A 19,880-nucleotide genomic window follows, 5' to 3' on the forward strand; every position below is an offset into this window, starting at 1 on the left:
CTTAATTCCTCCCATTCTCTAACAAATGATCTACAGCCGCTTGTTCAATAGCCAGTCCTTGCTGGTAACGCTCGATAAATGCTTCAAATCCTTTAACATCCGATGCATCCGGTTGTACTTGTTCACCGACAACATCATGGAATACTTTTTGCTCCAAAAAGACATCCAGACTTTCCTGTTCGTCTTTGTTGATCATGTATGAAGCAAGTAACGCCATTCCCCATGCGCCACCTTCGCCAGCCGTAGACATAACCGAGATCGGAACATTCATAGCGGCTGCTACGATTCGCTGTCCGACTACAGGCGTTTTGAACAGACCACCATGAGCGAGAATACTATCGATCGCTACATTTTCATTTTTCGTCAAAATATCCATCCCGATCTTCAATGCACCGAACGCAGAGAATAGATGAGTACGCATAAAGTTCGCTAGATTAAAGCGACTTTCTGGTGAGCGTACAAATAACGGGCGACCTTTTTCGATACCTGTAATATTTTCACCGGAATAATAACCGTAGCTAAGCAGTCCGCCACCATCTGGATCAGCTTCAAGCGCTTTGTTAAACATCACGCTGAACAATTTGGCATTATCAGCTTCATATCCCATCGCTTCGGAAAATTCTCTGAACAATCCTAACCATGCATTGATATCACTAGAGCAGTTGTTAGCATGTACCATGCCGACAGGGCTACCATCTGGTGTTGTTACGATATCAATCTCTGGATGAACTTTAGACAATTCTTTTTCCAGTACAATCATTGCAAATACTGATGTACCTACCGAAATATTACCGGTACGCTTTTTGACACTGTTCGTTGCTACCATACCGGTTCCAGCATCACCTTCCGGTGGACAGAACGGAATACCTGGTTGTAGTGCTCCTGTCGTATCGAGCAATTTAGCGCCTGCTTCTGTTAATGGACCCGCTTGTTCGCCTGCACGATACACAGTAGGAAGCAAATCTTCAATCTTCCATGCGTACCCTTTATCTGCAATCAGTTCGTTAAATTGAGTTAACATTGATGGATGGTAATTGTGAGTCGCTTCTTCAATCGGGAATATGCCGGAAGCATCGCCGATACCGACTGCTTGATTGCCTGTTAACAACCAGTGTATGTATCCAGCTAATGTTGTTAGAGAAGCAATCTGAGGCAAATGATCTTCTTGATTCAAAATCGCTTGATATAGATGCGCAATACTCCAACGTTCAGGAATATTGAACTGGAACAATTCGGTTAATTCTTTGGCTGCGACACCTGTGGTCGCGTTGCGCCATGTACGGAAAGGAACCAGTAGTTGCCCTTGTTGATCCAGTGCTACATAGCCATGCATCATCGCTGAGAATCCGATTGAGCCTACTGTCTGTAACGTGATTCCATATTGACGCTCTACTTCTTGCTTCATTTCACGATAAGCTGTCTGCATTCCTGTAATAATGTCTGCTTGATCGTATGTCCAAAATCCGTCTTTCAGTAGATTTTCCCATTCATAACTTCCCGAGGCGATCGTCTCAAATTGCTTGTTGATCAATACCGCTTTGATTCGGGTAGAACCAAATTCAATCCCGAGCGAAGTCTCGCCACTCATAATCGCTTCTTTCATATCCACATGACTCATGCTCATGTAGTCCCCTCTCTTCTTGCAGTCTGGTGTTACTAAGATTGCTGTGCTGAACAAAGCATATATTTCCGAACAAAGTCTCTACGTTATCTATAAGTATGGTAATCTCCAATATTCTTTTTAAAAAGAATGCGTTTTCTTTTTGTAACAGTTACAGTATATTTTTTGTACGTACATTTGTCAACGTGATATGTATTTTTTGATCATAAAAAGAATAAAAATAGGTATTTATGTTGCAGTACAAGTAAGACAGATTATCTGCGATATTCCTTTTTAAAATCTTAAATCAAGTAAAAATGCGCTAAAAAAGACTTTTTAACTCTTTTATTAACGTATTTAAGTTCATTTATAGCTTTCTTGCTAGTATTTCTGAAAAAGTTTTAAGACAGATAAAATATGTACGTACAAGTTAGTGATGTTAATCTGCAATTGTCTGTTTATGGGCAAATAAAAGAAGCATTAAAGAGATACTATGTCTCTTTAATGCTTCTGAATATTAAGCTTATATCTATCTAGTCATGCCAGCGATTATTGTTCAGCTACCAGCACCGACATTAACGCTAATGCTTCTTCATGATCAGGTTCAAGAACAAGTAGTTGGTTCAAGTACTCTTCTGCTTGTTCCATCAGATCGAGTTCCAGACAAGCAATCGCCAGACAATAATAGACCGTCGATACCACTTCATCTTGCTCTTGAGCAACCGATATTTCTAGATATTGCTTCGCTTCTTCAAACATATCCATTTCAAATAAAATCAGACCAGCATCCAGTGCCAGATCATACCGCTGTGGCATTACATAGAACGATGACCACATTTTCTGAATGCCCATCCAGAGGTCTTTCTTTTCCTCGTCATTGGCTTCTGTTAATAATGCTGATAGCTGCTTGGTCGTCTGAATAAAGAATTCAGCATCATACCCGCCTAAGCGCCAAAAGCTTAAAATTTGTTGCATACCTAGCTCATCCAGATGGCGATCAATCCACATTTTCAGACTAAAGAAATCATCCGGTCCAAAGCGTTCAACTGAACGACGATAAGCTAATCGTGTATTCGTATAGGCTTTGGGCTGACCTACATGTAAAATACAACCCACATTAATATTGTTGTAATGATGAGGAACGAATAAGATTTCAGCACCTTTTTGCTGGAATACATATTGCACCGCATGGTAATTTGCGATTAATGAAAAGCTACCATGTAAGACCAGTTCAGGCGGTTCTGCAAACTCCCAATTTTCGATCAAATGATCTCCTTTATCAGCAGTCAGCAACATAAATCCTGATTGAGATAACGCATCTAAACGATCCAGACATTCCAATCCTACTTTGGGAAATAAAATATGCGCATCTTCCAGACGTTCTTGATAGATCGCAATCAGATCACGATAGATATAATCATCTTGCTCATATTCCGGTGCTTTGCGGTATTCATAACTTAAATGAATATGATTCAGTTGTTGCGATGTAGTCAGCGCTTCAAATTCTGCGCCTGTTTTGGAATATTCGATATATACATCTGCTTCATAAATACTACCTTCATCCACATAGATCAATTCTTGCGGAATCGCATCGAAAAAGTAGTTTGCAATAATCAGTAACGGTTGCGTAAGATCCCCTTGCTTAATCACCTGACCCGATACAGTTAGATGAAGCGCATCACTTTGCATCGCATCGAATTGGGCAAAATCAAGAATCCCTTGCTCAATAAATGGTTGTAAAGCAGGATGCTCTCTCCACCCGATCACATTGTTCATCGCTAGATCGGTCATCACATAATGATACTCTGGCAGATCGATCCCGGCGTATTCTTTAAGCTTTTGCAATTCATATAACACATGGTACGCAAGACGACCTGCGCCTGCACCCAGTTCTACAATATATACAGGTTCTGCCACTAATCCTTGATTCATCTGATCTTGTAAAAAAGCAAAAATCATTTCCGCATAAGCAATCGCTGTTGCTGGATTGCTGGTGATATATTGCGGAACCTGATCGTTTCTCCATGCTTCTAAGCCTGCATCTTCGTAATATTTGCGTTGTAGACTCCATATCGGTGCTTCACTAAAACGGTAACGTTGTTGGTGCTGTTCTGTCATTTTATAATATCCTGCTTTCTTGAAATTAATCATTTACGATTTCGTGGAAATATCTATAAATATATTGTAAACCACTACCTGCTTGTGATGTAAAAAAGTTTATTATACCAATGCATACATACTTTAGCGAAAAGAGAAGAATTATCGCGAATTTCCTTGTAAAATTGCCATTTTTTTATTGACACTATAGAAGATAAAACGCTATATTGTTGAGGTTGATAATCATTATCATGTATTACATATCTTTATATTTCATTTGAGTTTACTCATTTAAGATAATCAACACCACATTAGCGATAAAGTGCTACGACCGATACGGATCGAGTACGAAAGGGGATCATTATGAATACTAGACAGAAGTTATCTTTTACCGCGGTACTGATGTTAATGTTATCGATTGTTGCGCTTGTTGGTTGTTCCAACAATCAAACAGCATCTACAACTACTCCAGCTCCGACAGAATCGACCACTACGGAGACTGCTGCACCGGCAGATACGACACAATATCCGATTGTAATCAAGCATGCGCTTGGCGAGACAGTGATCGAAAGCAAGCCTGAACGTGTAGCTACTGTACAATGGGCGAATCAGGATGTAGCTCTTGCGCTTGGTGTTGTGCCTGTAGGATTTTCGGCAGCGAACTTTGGTGTTCAAGATGGTAGCGGGCTTTTGCCATGGACAGCCAAAAAGCTAGATGAGCTTGGCGTGAAAAATCCAAACGTTTTCCAGGATACCGATGGACTTGATTTTGAAGCCATCTCCGATTCCAATCCAGATGTAATTCTGGCTGCTTATTCCGGTATTACACAAGAAGATTACGATACACTTAGCCAGATTGCTCCTGTAGTCGCTTATCCAACTGCTCCTTGGGCAACCACATGGCGTGAACAAGTTCTACTGAATGCAACAGGTATGGGCATGAAAGCTCAAGGCGAACAATTGATCAAAGATACTGAGAAATTAGTGAATGACAAGTTAAGTGCTTACCCGCAAATCAAAGGTAAAACTGTTGTGTGGGTGAATTTCTCTGATACCGATATGTCGAAGCTTCATATCTATACACCTGCTGATTCGCGTGTCGCTTTCTTAAAAGAATTAGGTATGGAAGCACCTGCAAGTATTACAAAAGAAATCAAAGATCCTAAAAGCTACTCTTTAAGCTTGAGTGCTGAAAATGCAGAAGCGTTGAATGATGCAGATATTTTAATCGGCTATGGTGATGACAAATTGTATCAAGCCGTCAAAGCTGATCCATTGTTAGGCAAAATTCCTGCAATCCAAAGAGGTTCTGTAGCGTTTATTACAAGCGATACACCTTTGGTGGCTGCTGGAACACCTAATCCACTTTCGATCTCCTACACCATCGATGAATATTTGAAATTAATCGGTGCTGCTGCTGATAAAGTAAATGGATAGTTCAACTCTTTCTCATGATAAACAGGTACATTCACATCTACCTAAACATTTCATATGGGTGCTGATTAGTTGCTTGGTCTTACTGATTCTCACTATTGTTGCCTCACTGGTCTTAGGTTCACGATCAGTGGGGTGGCATGAATTAATAAATGGTTTATTTCATCCCAATGTCGATACCTATGGCGCTAATATCGTACGCAAACGAATTTCTCGTACCGTATTCAGCTTATGTTGCGGAGCAGCACTGGGTGTATCGGGAGCATTAATGCAAGCAGTTACCCGTAACCCGATCGCTGATCCTAGTATACTGGGAGTCAATACAGGGGCATCGTTATTTGTTGTATTCGGGATTGCTTTTCTTCATATTAGTCATGCTGGTCAGTATATCTGGTTAGCATTGGCGGGAGCGGCGATCACAGCCATATTCGTATTTGGAATCGGCTCGATGGGGCGTGGCGGAGCTACACCGATCAAGCTTGTGTTAGCAGGAGCAGCGACCAGTGCGGCACTTTCTTCACTCGTTACAGCCATTATGATTCCTCGTTCGTATGTAATGGATCAATTTAGATTCTGGCAAGTGGGTAGCGTCGGCTCTGCCAATTGGAGCGCGATTGCTACCTTTATCCCGTTTTTGGCGGTCGGATTGTTAATCGGTCTGATCACAGCACCTGCACTGAACGCACTTGCACTTGGTGATGATGTTGCTACAGGACTCGGTGTACGCACCGGAACATTGCGATTCATCGCGGCATTAGCAGGGGTTCTATTATGCGGAGCGGCTACAGCATTGGCAGGCCCGATAGGTTTTGTCGGCTTACTGGCTACTCATGTCATACGGCTGATTTTGGGAGCTGATTTACGATTGGTGATCCCGATGTCGGCGATTACAGGTGCTATTATTTTGACGGTATCTGATGTCGGCGGCAGACTGATCAGTAACCCAGGTGAGCTTGAAGTTGGTGTAGTCACTGCCTTTATCGGTGCTCCTATCTTAATCGTCTTGGCGATGCGCTCGAAAGTGCGTTCACTATGAGCCAGTCTGCAATTGAATTTATCCAAGCAGGTAGACGTCAACGACACCGCCGCTGGTTGCTTGTGACCGGACTGCTTGGGATACTTGCTGTGGTGCTTTGCTGCGCTATGCTTGTACTGGGAAATACAATCTATCCTCTTGAAGATGTACTTCGTGCACTATCAGGGGAAAAGATCAAAGGCGTTTCATTTGCTGTCAGTACGATTCGTTTGCCACGTATGTTAGCAGGTCTTTTTGCCGGGTTTGCTTTTGGCGTAGCTGGCTATACTTTTCAGACCATATTACGCAATCCACTGGCGAATCCGAATGTGATCGGGATTACGTCAGGTGCAAGTGCAGCAGCCGTATTTTGTATTGTTATTCTTCATGCTAATAACGCAGTCATCTCGATGGCTTCAGTGATAGCAGGGTTAATGACAGTTATTTTTATTTATATCTTATCTAGAGGTAAAGTCTTTTCCATCGGGCGCTTAATTTTAGTCGGTATCGGGATTCAGGCGATGCTGGATGCGGTGATCTCTTATCTGTTACTTATCAGTGCTCAGCAAGATATTCCGTCCGCCCTTCGGTGGTTGACAGGAAGTCTGAATGGTTCACAGATGCGTGAATTGCCACCGCTGATTATTATTGTGCTGATCGGTGCGCCGCTGATTATGGGGCTTAGCAAACATTTGAGCATTTTAGAATTGGGCGAACAATCTGCTTTTTCTTTAGGTGTAAATACAGATATGACACGAATTGTGCTGATCGTTAGCTCGGTATGTATGGTAGCCATTGCGACAGCCACTACAGGGCCAATCGCTTTTGTATCATTTCTAGCCGGCCCGATTGCCAAACGGTTAGTCGGTGTAGGTTCATCCAATATTCTGCCCGCAGGGTTAGTCGGCGTTAATCTTGTGCTGGCAGCCGATCTGATCGGACAATTTGCTTTTGAGTACAGATTCCCCGTAGGTATCATTACCGGATTACTCGGAGCGCCTTATCTCATCTTCTTGCTTATCCGAATGAATCAAAAGGGGGAACTATAATGAAGCCGACACATCTGTTTCAAGCAGAACAATTAGTCGCAGGTTATGAACATAAAACCGTTATTCATGGCGTAGACCTGACGATACCCAGTCATCAGATCAGTGTCATTATCGGGTCAAATGGTTGCGGTAAATCGACGCTACTCAAAACACTGGCACGATTGATTAAGCCAACATCCGGTCATGTTACTTTGGATGGTAAGCCGATTAGCAAATTTCCTGCTAAATCGTTAGCACGTATCATTGGACTGCTTCCCCAGTCGCCTATTGTGCCTGAAGGAATTTCAGTAGCTGATCTGGTCGGACGAGGACGGTTCCCTCACCAGAAAATGTTCGGAAGCTGGAGCAAAAAAGATTACGAAGCTGTTGCAGAAGCGATGACCATTATGGATATAACGCAATTCGCTAATCATAATATCGACGAATTGTCCGGTGGACAACGTCAACGGGTCTGGATCGCAATGGCACTCGCTCAACAAACAGATATTTTATTTTTGGATGAACCGACTACTTTTCTAGATATTACGTATCAAGTAGAGATTCTCGATCTACTAACCGATCTGAATCGCAAGCATGGTACTACTATCGTAATGGTACTTCATGATATCAACTTATCTGCGCGCTATGCGAATCATATGTTTGCTCTTCATACCGGTAAGCTCGTTGCTCAAGGTACACCTGCGGAAGTGGTGACCAGTGAGCGGGTGAAAGAGATTTTTGGATTGGATTGTACTGTAATTCCCGACCCTATCTCTGGCTCACCATTAGTCGTGCCAAAGGGACGTTATCATGGAAGTAGTGTTACAGTGTAAAGGTAGCTGTAGCGTAGATTCATAAAATACAACAAGAGGTTCTCCTAGATACTATATATCTGGAAGAACCTCTTTTTTATTTATTGTTCATTTATGCTGGCGATTACATAGGTTCTATTATGAGAATATATAGCGTTAAATGGTCTAGTCTTCTACTCATTTAAATAATGAATAAGTTCTTGCTGGATGTGTTCCCAAGAGTAGGTTGAGTTAGCCAACTGCAATTTGCTCATATTTAATTGCTCGAAAATCTCTAATTCTAATGTTCTTCGCACTTGCAGACATTCTATCAGTCCATCCAGTCCGCTCCATTGATGTGCTTTGCCATATTCCTGTTCTGTATAATACCAGATCACAAAATCCAACCATTCAGATGATCGTTCTACACTCACTTTATGAAGTGTCTGGCGGATATTTTCTTGATACAAATAAATAAGCACCGGTTGAAGTGGCTTAATGATATCGCTCAGTTCCAGAATATACTCCGTAATTACGGCTTGATCTGCGTTATTTTTTGCTAATAACATACACATTGGATTTTGAAAAAAACAACATTCTACAATAACTACTTCATCTGTAGATACTAATCGCTCTGCAAAATCTCTCCAACTCTGTAACATCAATTCGCAATGTCGAGCTAACGGTAATTCGTAAATATCATAAGTCGCTATATATGTATATAGATCGTCTGGAAAGGTATCCTGTAATATCTGTTTTGCTTTTTTGTACGAGAAAAAGTAATTGTGACCCTCAACACGAACCATCTGCTGAATACATTGTTGTTCATGTACAAACTGATGCAATAGTAAATTGTACTCTTGTTCATTTAGAAAAGCAACACCTTCAAAATCAACCGGATGATCCAGATCTCCTTCCAAAAATACACTTGCTTTCCTATGCTGTTGTTCTACATATTTCCCGATAAAAGAAGCTGTAGAGGTTTTGCCTGTCCCCATCAGACCTTCGACAATAATCAACTGAGTATTTTTCATATCTGCTCCTCTCCTACTGTATTCCATTAGATCATACCACTTTGATGTAGATCATAGAAAAAGAAGTAATCCAGCACAAACCTCATGCTCGGATTACTTCTTTATTATTTAGATCATCAAGTAGTAAATCTATCTATAATGACCTTTACTTATTTTAAAATCAGCAAGCGATCATCGTTCTTCTCTGGTGTTCCGCCTGCGGTATTGTTAGTAATCACATAAATCTTACCGTTGTGGATCGCTACATCACGTACACGTCCCACATCTGTTAAGATATCAGTCATTTTTTTGGAGATAGGATCGAATTCTTTCAGACTTTTGCCTGCCAGTGTAGCGACAAGTATTTTATCGTCTGGAGTCGTCGCGATACCGGATGGAGCAATCGCTTTGGAACTAGCTACATAGAGCGGTGAAACCATATTTGGCGCTGTTTCGGTTCCCATAATCTTAGGCCAGCCATAGTTGGAACCTGGCTTGATTAGATTCATTTCATCTAGTCCTGTGCGATCAGTGCCACCGCCTGGTATTGGTGCACCACTTGGCCCATGATCGGATGCATACAATTTGCCGTCAGATGTCCATGCGATCCCTTGCGAATTACGTAGTCCATAAGCATAGACGTATGAATTTTTGATCGGGTTGTCTTTAGGAATTTTACCGGTAGAAGTCATCCGTAAAATCTTGCCACCCAAGCTATCCAGATCTTGAGAAAGCTCTCTGACATTTGTTTCACCGGCTGTACTATACAGCATACCGTCCGGCCCAAAAGCTAAACGTCCACCTTCATGAATACGTCCGCCGGGAATACCTTCTACCAATTTGCTTTGCTCTTTCCAGACGTTGCCAACTAACTTCACTTTAACGATTCGATTGAATCCTTGTCCATTTTTCTCATACGCATGATAAATATATGCCATTTTATTTTTAGTAAATTTAGGATCAAGTACAAATCCTGTCAATCCTGCTTCACCTACAACACGAAGTGGCTTTTTGGTTTGCACTTTTTGTACGGTTTGCTTCCCATTCTTAATCTGTACGATACCACCACCACGTTGTGTGATATACACGGTATTGCCAGAGAACTGCATAGACCACGGTACATCTAGCTTCGTTCCTGCTACTGTGTAGCCACCTTTTAACGCACTGGTAATTTTGGATGGAGTAGTCGTCGATGTTGTAGCAGCGATTGCCGTTTCTGATGAGGATATAGATGGTATGATACCTGCGACAGTAGATAGCGGTAGAGCAATCAATACGGCTACTGTTAATGCTTTCCCTTTTGATTTCATATTAAACATTATATTCCTCCTCTTCCTTTTAGTTGTTCTTTACCCTTTGCAGGTGTGTTTAATCGGGAAAAGCTATTAGAAATATGTATTTACTTGTTTTTATTTCATAATTTCAAATTTATACACCTTATTCAGAAGGAATCTCTACTAAATATTCATCATCTCCCATTATTTCAAGTGTAGGTTTATCGAAAGCTTCTCGAATATAATCGATATTAGATTTTAATCCTTCATAGTCATATGTATTCATTACGTTTTTTTCCCAAATCCATGCTGTAGGTTTTCCTTCATTGTCATAATAAACCTCACACAAAGCAAAAGAAGTGAAATTTTCATTCCATTTTTTCTTTAAAACTCTATAATTCCAATGGCTCATTTCTTTTCTCCATTCTATTTAAAATAGTATTGTAAAAATGTAGTAGCTCGTAAATACATTTCTGATTTACATCGTTTGATAGTTTTCAATTTAATAATGTATATGCAACAAATACTATGTATAAAATGATTTCTCTTTAATTCTAATATAATCAACAAAAAGAGACCACCTTATAGATGATCTCTTTTTCATAATACTACTTCCATCCGAACTATCACTCTATATTATTCGCTAATATTAAACCAACCTGGTGAGTTTTTAAGAATAGTTACCAATTTTTCTGGAAGTTGAATACGGGACAGATTTAATTCGGAAGTAATCTCTGATTCGCGTCCGCTTTCTACTTTCTCCACCCAATCAGGATTCATAATTATTGTATGTCCAAGCGCAATCAATGGTAATCCTGATTCTACATGTTCAAGAGCTTGATCTGCTGTTGTCACCGAACCTGCTGCTAATACAGGTACTCTGCCGTTTGCTTTTTCCAAAATCAATTCAAGTCTGGTGCGATCATCTTGAGCATCTACTGGCTTGGAGGACAAGTGATCTAAGGAAGCATGAATATAATCCAGATCTTGTTCGACCAGAAAATCGATTAATTGATACGTATCTTGCATACGCAATCCATCGGCTTTGGATGATTCTTCGGGTGACAAGCGATAGCCTACCATGAATGGCTTGGTAGCATATTTTGCTATAACAGATTTGATCTCTTCAATAATAGCTAATGGAAAACGTAGTCGGTTCTCAAGCGTACCGCCCCATTGGTCTGTCCGTTGGTTCGTAGATGGTGACCAGAAGTTTTGAATTAAAAATCCATGTGCTCCATGAATCTCAACTCCGTCGAATCCTGCTTCTATCGCTCTTCTGGTTGTATCTCCAAAAGCTTGAATCATCGAAAGCACTTCTTCATGTGACAATTCTCTTGCTGCTGCGGTTGCTCCAAGAGCTGTACTTTCAGAAGGTAATGCACTTGCACTGACAACATCCAAGTCTGGCAATGCTTTATTACCTGCATGGAAAATCTGTAAAATAGCTGGTGCGCCTCCACTTTGGGTGACTTTCGCTAATTTTTGTAGACTCGGTACAAACTCATCAGCATATCCTGCAAATTCATGTGTAAACCCTTGTCCATTCGGAGTCACATGCGTACATCCTGTAATTACAAGTCCCACACCATTTACACGTTCTTGATAATAGTCCACTTCTTCATCGGAAACGGTAAGATCTTCATTGCTTGCCCATGTGGTCATCGGTGCCATAACCACTCTATTGTTAATGGTGACTCCACTTTTAAAAGTAAACGGTTCAAATAACTTGCTATATTTTGTATTCATATCGGTATCCCTCTTTATGTTATATTTTCTTTACAATACTTATTGTAATTGGTTGACGTAAGGGGAAGTAAAGAAAAATTTTTTATAGCTTTACTAATATTTTTCTAGTTTCCACTTCTGCTTTTATGATATGATCTAGTTACAGTAACTGTAACTAAAAGGTGGAGAAAATAATATGGTCTATACCATGAATTATGTTATCGAAAATGTAAATATTTCTGCGAAAACGCTAAGATTTTATGAAGAGCAAGGCATCTTACCTAATATCTCCCGCGATGAAAAAGGAAGACGAGTCTATACCGAACAAAATATAGATTGGCTTGCTTTTATTCGTTGTCTTCGAGAAACAGGAATGTCTATTGCCAAAATCAAAGAGTATAAAGAGCTTTTTGAAGCAGGTAATTCTACTTTTTTGGAAAGAGAAGAAATGTTAAAGATTCATAAATTAGAAATACAAAAACATATTGAAGAAGAATTAAAACATCTGGAAGAGATCAATTACAAACTAGCGATGTATGATCTGCAGAAAGAAGATATTAAAAACAACCCTGATCATGTTTTCAAATGTCATGGTATGGAAGTAAATATTGTTAATTAATCGAAAAAAGATCATTTTATATTAAGTATTGTGACCTAAAAAAGTGCCCTGCATCCTAACAGTATTGAGTTAGCGTGCAGGGCTATATGTATTTTATTCAAACAACTGCACATTTGGCTCCCGCTTCAACACATGAACGAGCATCGCATGTAGTTGTCCACGATGATGGTAGAAGTGTGCTTGAGTATCCAAAAGCCATTCATACCGGGAATGTGTACCACCCCAGAATGCTGTGGTTTGTTGTAAAAGCTCTGATTCTTCTAGCTCTGCTATCCCTTCTTTGAGAAAAGCATAATGATGTAGTAAACCCTCTGCGATAGCACTTAGATGAGGCGCAGGTTCCGCTTCTTCATAGAAACGATCGATTTCCTCTTCTGTGACACCTTTTCCGATCAGAAAGTCTGCTTTGCAAAGTACAGACATATGCGCAAGCAATTCTCCAATAGACATTTTCTCTGCCGTTGGTCTAACACTCAGATCATCGTCACTCAATGTGTTAATAAGCTTAATTACAGAATCGACAGCCATATCCATCTGCTTAAAAATCCCCTGACAATAGATGTTCATGCGTATCTTCCTCTTTTCTTCCAGCAGAATATTTGAATTTTTTGCAACTGCTCTACTGTATTTTACCTCTTATTATTTCATACTCTTTCTTATTAATCCTCTAGTTATACAGGTCATATGTATAGATTACAGCAATCTCACTATCCTTATTCTACTATGCTCTTCATCATAAAATGCACCGCGAAAAAAAACTTGCATTAGAGTTTACTCGAAGGTATATACTTTGTCTCATGGAAACATTATTAACAATTCGACAAGTAGCTACTGTCACAGGTCTTAGTGTCCACACCCTTCGATATTATGAAAATATCGGACTGTTGTCTTCGATTGATCGCAATGAGCTCGGGTATCGTTGCTATTCTTCAGCAGACTTAACATGGATTCAATTTCTCACCCGTCTTAAAGCAACAGGAATGTCTATTACCAACATGCTTGAAATTGCCGAACTTCGAAGACAAGGTGATTCTACTCTAACAACAAGGAGGATTCTTCTCGAAGAGCATTACGCAGAAGTACAGCAGAAAATGAGAGAATTACAGCACAATATGGATTTACTCGCTGATAAGATCGTTACCTACAAAGGAATGGAACACGATTACCAATCAAAACAATCATCTGCCGAGTAAATATCGTCTGCTTTTCTTCACCATGTCCTCAACCTATCCAGCTAGAATACATTCCCTGCTAGTTCTTATAGGGTGGTTGAGGCTTTGTGATAAAACCAACTAAATCAATTGAATTAGTCAACTAAATTTCGAAAGGATGATTGTGTTGTACTCCAATAAAACATTTTTCACTTATGCGATAGCACTCGGCGTATTTGGGATTACAAATACAGAGTTTGGCATCGTTGGTATTTTGCCAAAAATCGCTGAACATTTTCAAATCAGTGTATCTCAAGCAGGAATGTTAGTGAGCATGTTTGCTTTGATCATTGCTATTTTTGGGCCTTTTATGACTCTTTTACTTTCAAGGTTCAATCGAAAAAGGGTTCTAGTTAGTGTACTTCTTGTATTTACAATCGCTAATATTTTCTCTGCTTTTGCTCCCAGTTATGAAGCTTTGATGATCTTTCGGCTTTTACCTGCTTTTCTACACCCTGTCTATTTTTCTGTCGCTTTTGCAGCTGCGGCAAGCTCTGTACCCAAAGAGCAAAGTGCAATCGCCGTAGGCAAAGTATTTACTGGCTTAACGATAGGTATGGTATTAGGTGTTCCGATCACTGCTTTTATAGGCGACCAGTTTTCACTTGAAACCGCATTTCTATTTTCAGCGGTAATCAATGCGATCGCGCTACTTGGCATTGTGGTCTTTATACCGACTTTACCAGTTGAAACAAAGTTATCTTTTGGCAAACAGTTAACGGTGTTGAGAAAACCACAACTCTGGCTTACGATTGCAACAGCTTGTTTATTTCTAGCTTCTTTATATTCTGTTTATTCTTATTTTGCAGAATATCTTCAAGTCGTAACCGGGATGAGTGGCAAAGTAGTCAGTATTATGTTAATTCTTTTTGGTGCGAGCGGAATCGTTGGCAATATACGAGCAGCTACATATTTAAGTAGAAATATGCTAAAAACCACTATTGTCTATCCTTTTGCACTCGGTATTATTTATATACTGGTCTATTATATGGGCAGTTATGCGATTCCTATGATAATCATTATTCTATTGTGGGGAGCTGTGTTTACCAGTGGTCTAATTGTCAGTCAGACCTGGCTCACTTCAGAAGCCTCCGAAGCGCCGGAATTTGCAAATAGCTTATTTGTCTCGTTTGCTAACTTGGGAGTTACGATTGGAACAACGTCTGGCGGATGGTTTATATCGCAGATCGGAATACATTCGATTACATGGAGTGGTATTTTATTTCTACTGCTTGCATTGGGCTGTATTGTGATCAAGATCAAGGTTTTTGATTCTAAAAAAAGGTTGCAAATGTCTAGTGAAGTAAGACCATAATCTACTTTATATGTATGTAGGGGCGGATGGATTGAAGAACTAACTACATTTCAATCTGAAATTCTATCGAAAATAGGTAAAATAAAAAGACCACTTCTTGTGCTAGCAGAGAGTGGTCTTTTGTTTGGTTACTGTATAACATAAAAAATCGATCAGCGAAATCTACTGTGCATTTCTTTCGCGAATCGCTTCTTCTGTCTGTGGAATCAGAAAGTCTACCATCATTGCCGCCGTTTCTTGCACTTCTTCGATAAAAGGACGGAAACTCTTATTGTACGTCTGAAATGCAAGTTCTACATCATCTTGATGTTGCTCCAAAGCATCTGCCAAAGCCGCCGCCCCATCGATAGCCAGTGATCCACCCATACCCGCAGCAGGAGAAGCACAATAGCCTGCATCACCAACTAATGCTACCCGACCTTTCGTCCATGATGGCATTTTCATCTGACAAAGCTTATCAAAGTAAAAAGGTGAGGAGTTTTTCACTTCTTCCAGTAGTTCAGGTACACGCCAGTTCATACCGGTAAACTGCTCTACAATAAGCTCACGTTGCTGTTCTTCATTCCGATAATCATAAGTAATTTCATGATCTGAAGAAAAGCATAATACGATATCTGTTTTGCCATTATACGCATTCACCATAACGGTCTTGCCCGGTTCATTGTAGATCTGGGTTGTATTCTCACGAATTAATAGCTTATCTACGATAGTGATAGAGAAATAGGTTTTTAGAAAATGAGAGAACTCTTCTTCTTTTCCAAAACACAATTTGCGGACAATCGAATGGATGCCATCACAGCCAAATACCAAATCATACGAACGTTGTTGTCCGCTTTTGAAAGTGACGTCTACGTTATCATTGTTCTCGGTTAGCGATGTAATGCTTTCGCTAAATACAAACTCTACATCGTCTTTGACAGCGTCGTACATCATACGTAGCAGAATATCTCGTTCTATTTCATATTCGTTATCGTCAAGAGGCTCACGAATTTCTGATTTTTCTGTAATATCATCCGCATTTTTGAATTCAGTTAGTTCCATATGGATCTGATGCTCTCGAATATGTTCGAACAATCCCATGCGCTTGACGATATCTACCGTATTTTCGCGAATATTTACCGGAGTACCGCCTTTTTTGAGACCGCTTGCAACTTCGACAACAGTTACATGATAGCCTCGCTTATTCATCCAATAGGCTGTTGCCAGACCTGCAAAGCTTGCTCCGCTAATCAGAATTCGTTTATTCATGTTGTTTCCTCCAGCTCTTCGCTATAATTTGTAAGCACATGAGATAGCATAGTACAATAATATCAATAGAATATAAAAATTATGGCATATAATAGTTGTCGATACCAATAGTCTACATGCTCTACTTCAAAGCGATTTGCTGTAATAGCTTAAATCGCATGTGTGAATAGCAGAATCATCCTTTAAAAGGCTATAATTATATGCTGCACAATCTCCAAAAGTGGCTAGACTAAACCTAGTTTGATCTCTTTTCAATATTCCTTTGGTAGGACCTTCTGCGATAATACACGCCCGGTGTACTATCCAATCGATATCTTGCGCTTCATCCACCAAATATTCGATAACAGATTCATTATCCTTATGCTGACCGAGAAGACCGGCACGTCTTGCCACTGTATTTTTTAAAATCCAAGTTAGCAAAGGAAGCTTTTCTTTATAAGGACGAGTAAATCCTCCAGCTTGATAAAGGAATTGTTTTACATGTTGTCGCCGCATAGCCGGTATTATTCTTTTCACAAATAACGTGTTGATCGGCTCTTTCTGTTGTTGTTGAGCATCTCCAAGCATACAAATCACCACATCGACATCATGAAGTAGTGCATCTATATCTTGGTCATCCATAATAGAGCCCTGAATTAATTCCAAATGTATATGTTGTTGCTTCATCTTTGACGGGTTTCGTACTAAAGCTTTGACTTTATGTCCATTCGCTAGAGCGATCTTAACAAAATGTTGACCTGTTCGACCTGTTGCACCAAATACTAAAAATGTTGATGGTGAAGCCTCCATAGATCATCCTCCAATATGAATATCATAAACAATGCTAATCATGAATAATACCTGATACATTTTGTACTGATAAAATCAGAATACAGTATGGAGTGTACTCCATAGCAAGGAGAGAAACGGAATTGGTTAAGGAACAGTATTATTCTATGAAGCAAATGGTGCAGTTAACTGGATTATCCAAAGATACATTACGTTATTATGAGCAGATTCGTGTTCTGCAACCTGTTGGCAGAGATACTAACAATTACCGAAAGTATACACAAGCTGATCTGGATTGGCTGAAGATGGTGAAGCTTTTACGAGCCACGGGAATAGGAGTCAACGAATTTATAGATGGACAGCTTGCCAGTACTCAAAAGCGACGCGAATATCTTGAGCAACATCAACTTCAAATTGAGCAAGATATCCAAAAGCTCCATCGTATTCACGATTTTTTAAGTGAAAAAGTATCTTTTCTAAAAATGTTGGAAGATCGAGAAAAGAAAGAGTAGCTTCTTGCAGAGACATGTACGGGTATCGGTAGTACAACTAACATTAGTATGCTAATCATAAAAGAATCCTAGAAGCACCTTCTATATGGCTTTATTCTATTGATGCTACATTGAAAAGATATGGCTCATTTAGAGCAATAAAGAGTTCTACATAACAAAAAGACACTGAGATGTGATGCACCAGTGTCTTTTTGCTGTATAGAGGCTTTTCCATTATCTTATTTTATTGAGGAGCTAGAGCTTATTCACTCTAATCGTATCGCTGTCCGTTAAACCAATTTAATCAATTCTTCCAGTTCGTCTAGTAGACGCTTGGCAAGTTCGAAATTCGTATCTTTTAACGCTAGTTCGATTTTCATTTCAACAGCTTTTTTATTTTGCTCTGCTTCCAGATATCCTTTATTAAAATGACTCGTATAAATCATCTCTTTAAATTCAACCATACTCATTTTTTTAACCGTTTTATCTTCAATAATCAACACATAATCCATACCATTCACAACCGAATAGAAATCATGCGAAATCATCAGAATCGCACCTTTATAGTCTGCTATCGCTTTTTCCAATGCGATCTGCGTATAGGTATCTAAATGGCTTGTCGGTTCATCCAGAAACAATACATTGGCATGACTGGCAGCAACTTTAGCCAATTGAAGCAAGTTCTTCTCTCCACCGGACAAAGAAGCTATCTTCTGATTCAAAATTTCGTCTTCAAAGCCGTACTCTGCAAGGTAGGTGATCACCTCGTCATACGTTTTAAAGCCAGCTTCTATAAATTCTTCAATAATTGTATTGGAATCGGTGAGCATTTCACCTTGAAACTGAGATAAATACGCCATGCTAGCATCAGTCTTGATGTCGATTGCTTCATGATTATTTTTGAAAATATCTCGAAGCAATGTCGTTTTCCCTGTACCGTTCGGACCGATCAGAGCAACTTTATCTTTAGGCTTCATTTTAAAGGTTACATTTTCCAAAAGCAGTTCGTCAAAAGAAACGCTATAATCGCGGACATTAATCGCAAATCTACTCTCGATTTCGTGATCGATATCCAAATGAATATTCGGTTGCTTAATATCTACAAATGGCGCTTTGAGTCGACGTGCTTCGAGTCTTTCGGTAAATCTTACTCTAGCTTTGAGCGCTCTACCACGGGATGCTTCTGAGTTATAGGTAGCGATTTCTCGTAGATTATCGACGATACTTTCATTTCTCTCAATTTCTTCCGCTTCAGCAACCGTCAGTTCTTGCAACTCAACCTTTGTCTGAAGAAGAGAGAAGTTATAATCAATATAACGTCCGTCGAATTCTTGGAGTTCTGTATTTTCAAGGTGGATGATTTTGTTAAAACAATGATTCAATAGATAACGGTTATGCGTAACCACAAGTAACATGCCTTTGTGGGTATTGATGAGTTTTTTCAGTGAATTAAGATTCTCAAAGTCTAAAAACACATCGGGTTCATCCATAATCATCAAGTCTGGACGAGCTAGCATTTCTTTCATTACTTGAATCAGCTTGAATTCACCACCGCTTAAAGAAGTGACATCCAGATCTTTGAGCTTCATCAGGTTGGCTAGATTGAGCTGCTTGTTAATATTATTTTCAAAATTGTCTCCGTCCATCGCATCAAATGCGTCTGAAGCCAATTGATGTCTCTCCATTAATGCATCCATATCAGACGTGGTTGCCATTTCAGCATAAATCGCTGTAATCTCATCTTGAATCTTAATAAATTCTTCTGCGATATATTCAAAAACCGTCATTGGTTTGGTTTTGTCGACTTGCGAGAACTGACTGACATATCCGATTTTACAATCCGGGTCGATCTCTAGCTTGCCTTCGAACAAATACCGTTCAGGATCGGTCAGAATATCGATCAGCGTACTTTTTCCACTACCACTTGTTCCGATAAAAGCACAATGCTGTCCCTCTTCAAGCGTAAATGAAATATAGTTATAAAGTTCTTTTTGCGGAAATGAGAAGGATAAGTTTTCAACTTTTATCATAGTGTTACCTTTCTTTATAGCTAAAATGGTGATAATTGTATAAGAAGTCTTGCCGAATAAGAGTGTCAATTGTGCCACTCCTCAGAGTAACACGGTTTACGGGGAAGTACAATTGATTTGTGGTTTTTGATTGTATTTTATACATCATTAAAATTGAATTACGGGAACATTAAGATATTGAATTGTATTTTAGTTATTTATATAGAAAGAGACCCTTA

General features: G+C 39.6%; 18 protein-coding genes. 8 read left to right on the forward strand and 10 right to left on the reverse strand.

The annotated features are described in order from the left end of the window. Window position 1: 1 nt before the first annotated feature. Together PQ456_RS22625 and PQ456_RS22630 are read right to left on the reverse strand one after the other, a co-directional pair. Window positions 2–1,618 carry a xylulokinase gene (locus tag PQ456_RS22625; RefSeq protein WP_420540630.1) on the reverse strand — a complete coding sequence of 539 codons (1,617 nt, stop codon included), beginning with the start codon at window positions 1,616–1,618 and terminating at the stop codon, window positions 2–4. Between the two features lie 531 nt (window positions 1,619–2,149). Further along, window positions 2,150–3,718, reverse strand: a complete 1,569-nt coding sequence (locus PQ456_RS22630; protein ID WP_273614252.1) for an SAM-dependent methyltransferase — start codon at window positions 3,716–3,718, stop codon at window positions 2,150–2,152. A 342-nt stretch (window positions 3,719–4,060) separates the two neighbouring features. Here PQ456_RS22630 and PQ456_RS22635 point away from each other — a divergent pair, with 342 nt between their 5' ends. Genes PQ456_RS22635 through PQ456_RS22650 form a run of 4 tightly spaced genes read left to right on the forward strand, consistent with a single transcriptional unit; the run spans window position 4,061 to window position 8,007 of the window. Next, a complete protein-coding gene (locus PQ456_RS22635) occupies window positions 4,061–5,134 on the forward strand; it encodes an iron-siderophore ABC transporter substrate-binding protein (RefSeq protein WP_273614253.1) in 1,074 nt (357 codons plus the stop codon). After that, complete coding sequence (locus PQ456_RS22640; protein ID WP_273614254.1) at window positions 5,127–6,167, forward strand: FecCD family ABC transporter permease; 1,041 nt, start codon at window positions 5,127–5,129, stop codon at window positions 6,165–6,167. Before PQ456_RS22635 ends, PQ456_RS22640 begins: the two co-directional genes overlap by 8 nt. After that, window positions 6,164–7,195, forward strand: coding sequence for a FecCD family ABC transporter permease (locus tag PQ456_RS22645; protein ID WP_273614255.1), 1,032 nt, complete (start codon window positions 6,164–6,166; stop codon window positions 7,193–7,195). The genes PQ456_RS22640 and PQ456_RS22645 overlap by 4 nt, the downstream gene beginning before the upstream one ends. Continuing rightward, window positions 7,195–8,007, forward strand: a complete 813-nt coding sequence (locus PQ456_RS22650; protein WP_273614256.1) for an ABC transporter ATP-binding protein — start codon at window positions 7,195–7,197, stop codon at window positions 8,005–8,007. Before PQ456_RS22645 ends, PQ456_RS22650 begins: the two co-directional genes overlap by 1 nt. Before the next feature lie 152 nt (window positions 8,008–8,159). Here PQ456_RS22650 and PQ456_RS22655 read toward each other — a convergent pair whose 3' ends face one another. From PQ456_RS22655 to PQ456_RS22670, 4 genes are all read right to left on the reverse strand, one after another. Continuing rightward, complete coding sequence (locus tag PQ456_RS22655) at window positions 8,160–8,999, reverse strand: P-loop NTPase family protein (protein WP_273614257.1); 840 nt, start codon at window positions 8,997–8,999, stop codon at window positions 8,160–8,162. Window positions 9,000–9,148: 149 nt separating this feature from the next. Then, window positions 9,149–10,297, reverse strand: a complete 1,149-nt coding sequence (locus PQ456_RS22660) for a PQQ-dependent sugar dehydrogenase (RefSeq protein ID WP_273614258.1) — start codon at window positions 10,295–10,297, stop codon at window positions 9,149–9,151. Between the two features lie 118 nt (window positions 10,298–10,415). Continuing rightward, entirely contained in the window at window positions 10,416–10,664 is a 249-nt protein-coding gene (locus PQ456_RS22665; protein ID WP_273614259.1) for a hypothetical protein, read from the reverse strand. A gap of 224 nt (window positions 10,665–10,888) precedes the next feature. Beyond that, the gene (locus PQ456_RS22670; RefSeq protein ID WP_273614260.1) at window positions 10,889–12,001 is read right to left on the reverse strand and encodes an NADH-dependent flavin oxidoreductase; all 1,113 of its coding nucleotides are present in this window, start codon (window positions 11,999–12,001) and stop codon (window positions 10,889–10,891) included. A 175-nt stretch (window positions 12,002–12,176) separates the two neighbouring features. Here PQ456_RS22670 and PQ456_RS22675 point away from each other — a divergent pair, with 175 nt between their 5' ends. Then, window positions 12,177–12,599: a MerR family transcriptional regulator gene (locus PQ456_RS22675; protein ID WP_273614261.1), complete on the forward strand. Its 423-nt coding sequence runs from the start codon at window positions 12,177–12,179 to the stop codon at window positions 12,597–12,599. A 93-nt stretch (window positions 12,600–12,692) separates the two neighbouring features. Here the strand turns inward: PQ456_RS22675 and PQ456_RS22680 are convergent, their stop codons facing one another. Then, entirely contained in the window at window positions 12,693–13,166 is a 474-nt protein-coding gene (locus tag PQ456_RS22680; protein WP_273614262.1) for a DinB family protein, read from the reverse strand. Between the two features lie 230 nt (window positions 13,167–13,396). Here PQ456_RS22680 and PQ456_RS22685 point away from each other — a divergent pair, with 230 nt between their 5' ends. Continuing rightward, window positions 13,397–13,792, forward strand: coding sequence for a MerR family transcriptional regulator (locus PQ456_RS22685; protein WP_273614263.1), 396 nt, complete (start codon window positions 13,397–13,399; stop codon window positions 13,790–13,792). Between the two features lie 136 nt (window positions 13,793–13,928). Then, window positions 13,929–15,125, forward strand: a complete 1,197-nt coding sequence (locus PQ456_RS22690) for an MFS transporter (protein WP_420540631.1) — start codon at window positions 13,929–13,931, stop codon at window positions 15,123–15,125. A 162-nt stretch (window positions 15,126–15,287) separates the two neighbouring features. Here the strand turns inward: PQ456_RS22690 and PQ456_RS22695 are convergent, their stop codons facing one another. Together PQ456_RS22695 and PQ456_RS22700 are read right to left on the reverse strand one after the other, a co-directional pair. Continuing rightward, window positions 15,288–16,373 carry an FAD-dependent monooxygenase gene (locus PQ456_RS22695; RefSeq protein ID WP_273614265.1) on the reverse strand — a complete coding sequence of 362 codons (1,086 nt, stop codon included), beginning with the start codon at window positions 16,371–16,373 and terminating at the stop codon, window positions 15,288–15,290. 126 nt (window positions 16,374–16,499) lie between these two features. Beyond that, on the reverse strand, window positions 16,500–17,162 hold the full coding sequence (locus PQ456_RS22700) for an NAD(P)-dependent oxidoreductase (protein WP_273614266.1): 663 nt from the start codon (window positions 17,160–17,162) through the stop codon (window positions 16,500–16,502). A 122-nt stretch (window positions 17,163–17,284) separates the two neighbouring features. Here PQ456_RS22700 and PQ456_RS22705 point away from each other — a divergent pair, with 122 nt between their 5' ends. Further along, window positions 17,285–17,653, forward strand: coding sequence for a MerR family transcriptional regulator (locus tag PQ456_RS22705; RefSeq protein WP_273614267.1), 369 nt, complete (start codon window positions 17,285–17,287; stop codon window positions 17,651–17,653). A 269-nt stretch (window positions 17,654–17,922) separates the two neighbouring features. Here PQ456_RS22705 and PQ456_RS22710 read toward each other — a convergent pair whose 3' ends face one another. After that, complete coding sequence (locus tag PQ456_RS22710) at window positions 17,923–19,662, reverse strand: ABC-F family ATP-binding cassette domain-containing protein (RefSeq protein WP_273614268.1); 1,740 nt, start codon at window positions 19,660–19,662, stop codon at window positions 17,923–17,925. Window positions 19,663–19,880: the final 218 nt, after the last annotated feature.

Origin of the sequence: Paenibacillus kyungheensis (genome assembly GCF_028606985.1) — a bacterium.
In the GTDB taxonomy this organism is placed as follows: domain Bacteria; phylum Bacillota; class Bacilli; order Paenibacillales; family Paenibacillaceae; genus Saccharibacillus; species Saccharibacillus kyungheensis.

Bases quoted from the DNA above. Each gene is read 5' to 3' on its own strand.
- PQ456_RS22625 (WP_420540630.1), bottom strand. From the start codon at position 1,618: ATGAGTCATGTGGATATGAAAGAAGCGATTATGAGTGGCGAGACTTCG.
- PQ456_RS22630 (WP_273614252.1), bottom strand. From the start codon at position 3,718: ATGACAGAACAGCACCAACAACGTTACCGTTTTAGTGAAGCACCGATA.
- PQ456_RS22635 (WP_273614253.1), top strand. From the start codon at position 4,061: ATGAATACTAGACAGAAGTTATCTTTTACCGCGGTACTGATGTTAATG.
- PQ456_RS22640 (WP_273614254.1), top strand. From the start codon at position 5,127: ATGGATAGTTCAACTCTTTCTCATGATAAACAGGTACATTCACATCTA.
- PQ456_RS22645 (WP_273614255.1), top strand. From the start codon at position 6,164: ATGAGCCAGTCTGCAATTGAATTTATCCAAGCAGGTAGACGTCAACGA.
- PQ456_RS22650 (WP_273614256.1), top strand. From the start codon at position 7,195: ATGAAGCCGACACATCTGTTTCAAGCAGAACAATTAGTCGCAGGTTAT.
- PQ456_RS22655 (WP_273614257.1), bottom strand. From the start codon at position 8,999: ATGAAAAATACTCAGTTGATTATTGTCGAAGGTCTGATGGGGACAGGC.
- PQ456_RS22660 (WP_273614258.1), bottom strand. From the start codon at position 10,297: ATGTTTAATATGAAATCAAAAGGGAAAGCATTAACAGTAGCCGTATTG.
- PQ456_RS22665 (WP_273614259.1), bottom strand. From the start codon at position 10,664: ATGAGCCATTGGAATTATAGAGTTTTAAAGAAAAAATGGAATGAAAAT.
- PQ456_RS22670 (WP_273614260.1), bottom strand. From the start codon at position 12,001: ATGAATACAAAATATAGCAAGTTATTTGAACCGTTTACTTTTAAAAGT.
- PQ456_RS22675 (WP_273614261.1), top strand. From the start codon at position 12,177: ATGGTCTATACCATGAATTATGTTATCGAAAATGTAAATATTTCTGCG.
- PQ456_RS22680 (WP_273614262.1), bottom strand. From the start codon at position 13,166: ATGAACATCTATTGTCAGGGGATTTTTAAGCAGATGGATATGGCTGTC.
- PQ456_RS22685 (WP_273614263.1), top strand. From the start codon at position 13,397: ATGGAAACATTATTAACAATTCGACAAGTAGCTACTGTCACAGGTCTT.
- PQ456_RS22690 (WP_420540631.1), top strand. From the start codon at position 13,929: ATGATTGTGTTGTACTCCAATAAAACATTTTTCACTTATGCGATAGCA.
- PQ456_RS22695 (WP_273614265.1), bottom strand. From the start codon at position 16,373: ATGAATAAACGAATTCTGATTAGCGGAGCAAGCTTTGCAGGTCTGGCA.
- PQ456_RS22700 (WP_273614266.1), bottom strand. From the start codon at position 17,162: ATGGAGGCTTCACCATCAACATTTTTAGTATTTGGTGCAACAGGTCGA.
- PQ456_RS22710 (WP_273614268.1), bottom strand. From the start codon at position 19,662: ATGATAAAAGTTGAAAACTTATCCTTCTCATTTCCGCAAAAAGAACTT.